Consider the following 1945-nt stretch of genomic DNA (forward strand, 5'->3'; position numbering starts at 1 on the left):
CGCGCCAGCGACGGCGCGCCGTCTGGGCCGCGGCCTCCGATCGAGGGCTGGTCGCCCAGCCAGTTGGTCTCGTCCAGGGTCAACGACGCCGTCAGCAGCGCTCGCGCGGGCCGACGATGACGTGGCGCTTCGCCGGGTCCAGCCTGGTGACGAACAGCGGCTCGCCCACCGCGACGTTCAGCCCCCGGCGCTGCCCGATGGTGTAGTCGGTGATGCCCGAGTGCGATCCCAGCACCCGGCCGTCCATGTGCACGATCTCGCCCGCCTCGCGGCCCTGCGGACGCAGCTTGTCGATCAGGCTGCGGTAGTCGCCGTCCGGGACGAAGCAGATGTCCTGGCTGTCCGGCTTGGCGGCGATGCGCAGGCCCAGCTCCAGCGCCACGCCGCGCACCTGCGGCTTCTCCAGATCGGCCAGCGGGAAACGCAGATAGTCCAGCTGTTCCGCCGTGGTGGCGAACAGGAAATAGGACTGGTCGCGCGAATGGTCGATCGCCTTGCGCATCTGCGCGCGGCCGTCGGCGCCCGCCGCGCGGCGCACGTAGTGGCCCGTGGCCATGGCCTCGGCCCCCAGGTCGCGCGCGACGTCCAGCAGGTCGCGGAACTTCACCGTCTGATTGCAGCGGATGCACGGCACCGGCGTCTGTCCGGCCAGGTAGCTGTCGGCGAACTGGTCGATCACCGCGTCGCGGAACCGGCTCTCGTAGTCCAGCACATAGTGCGGGATGCCGATGGTCTCGGCCGCCAGCCGGGCGTCGTGGATGTCCTGACCGGCGCAGCAGGCGCCCTTCTTCTTTAGCGCGGCGCCGTGGTCGTAGAGCTGCAGGGTGACGCCCACGACGTCGTAGCCGGCCTTGTGCAGGAGCGCCGCGACGACCGTGGAGTCCACGCCGCCGGACATGGCCGCGACGACGCGCGCGCCGACCGGCAGGCCGACCGCGGCGCGCGCGGCCTCGATCGCCGCGTCCATGTCGGCTTGCGACGCCATGGGGGCGATGTCGGGGATCGGGCAGAGGGGCTCGGTCAGCGTCATCGCCGCCATTTAGGATCAAAGCGGCGCGATTTCGAGGCCGGACGTCACGCCAGGGCGATCAGGGCGCAGAGGCGGGCCTCGGTCTCGGAGAGGAACCAGCCCTTGTGGACGAAGAGGGCGTCGCGGCGGAAGTCGGCCCAGACGCGTTCGGCTAGGCGCGGCCCGGTCTCCGAATCCTGACCGTTGGGGAAGACCGCACGGCGTAACGCCGCGACGTCCTCCGCGGGATGAGCGGCCAGCCAGGCCCGGCCGATCTCGGCGGCCCCGAACGGATCCACGGCGGCGATCTCGGGCGTCCGGACCGCCGCGTAGGCGCCGCCCGCGGCGGAGACGGCGGCCAGGCCGGCGAGGGCGCGCAGGACGCCGCGTTTGCTGAACGTGGTCATCGAACGGTCTCCGTGCGGGACTTCAGATGGTCGGCCAGGCGGATGGCCAGGGCGATGAGCGTCAGGGTGGGATTGACCAGGCCCGAGGTGGGGAAGACCGAGCTTCCGGCGACGTAGAGGTTGGGCGTCTCGTGGACCCGGCAGTCGGCGTCGACCACGCCTTGGCTGGGGTCCGGGGAGATGCGGGTGGTTCCCATGTGATGGCGGGACGGGCCCATAGATCGCAGGATCTCGCCCGGAGCGACGGCCAGCAGACCCGGCCCAGGCCCTCGGCCCCGAAGGCGGCGGCGAAACCGCGCGCCGAGGCCGACAGGGTGTCCCAGTCCGCCTGGGTGTAGCGCCAGTCCAGGCGGGCGCGGGGCTGGCCCAGGCGTCCACGGCCTCCGACAGCGTGATCCGGCTGTCCGGGTTGGGGGCTTCCTCGGACATCAGGAAGTAGTCGGCCCGTCGCGGCCCACTTCCCTCGACGGCGGCGGCGAGTTGCACGGCCGCCGCGCCGACGGTCCCGGCGGCGGCCGGGGGCCGTTGG

The 1945-nt window shown here is 72.4% G+C and carries 2 protein-coding genes and 1 pseudogene; all 3 read right to left on the bottom strand.

The features are described 5' to 3' along the window. Positions 1-1039, bottom strand: a pseudogene (gene mnmA / locus AC2W7C_RS17270) (tRNA 2-thiouridine(34) synthase MnmA); the annotation flags it as partial. A 35-nt stretch (positions 1040-1074) separates the two neighbouring features. Further along, positions 1075-1416, bottom strand: a complete 342-nt coding sequence (locus AC2W7C_RS17275) for a hypothetical protein (protein ID WP_486002471.1) — start codon at positions 1414-1416, stop codon at positions 1075-1077. Next, positions 1413-1634 (bottom strand): GMC family oxidoreductase, encoded by a 222-nt coding sequence (locus AC2W7C_RS17280; protein WP_486002472.1) that lies wholly within the window; start codon positions 1632-1634, stop codon positions 1413-1415. Before AC2W7C_RS17280 ends, AC2W7C_RS17275 begins: the two co-directional genes overlap by 4 nt. Positions 1635-1945: the final 311 nt, after the last annotated feature.

The organism is Brevundimonas sp. CURTG3B2_SDJG, assembly GCF_057364705.1.

Bases quoted from the DNA above. Each gene is read 5' to 3' on its own strand.
- AC2W7C_RS17275 (WP_486002471.1), bottom strand. From the start codon at position 1,416: ATGACCACGTTCAGCAAACGCGGCGTCCTGCGCGCCCTCGCCGGCCTG.
- AC2W7C_RS17280 (WP_486002472.1), bottom strand. From the start codon at position 1,634: ATGGGCCCGTCCCGCCATCACATGGGAACCACCCGCATCTCCCCGGAC.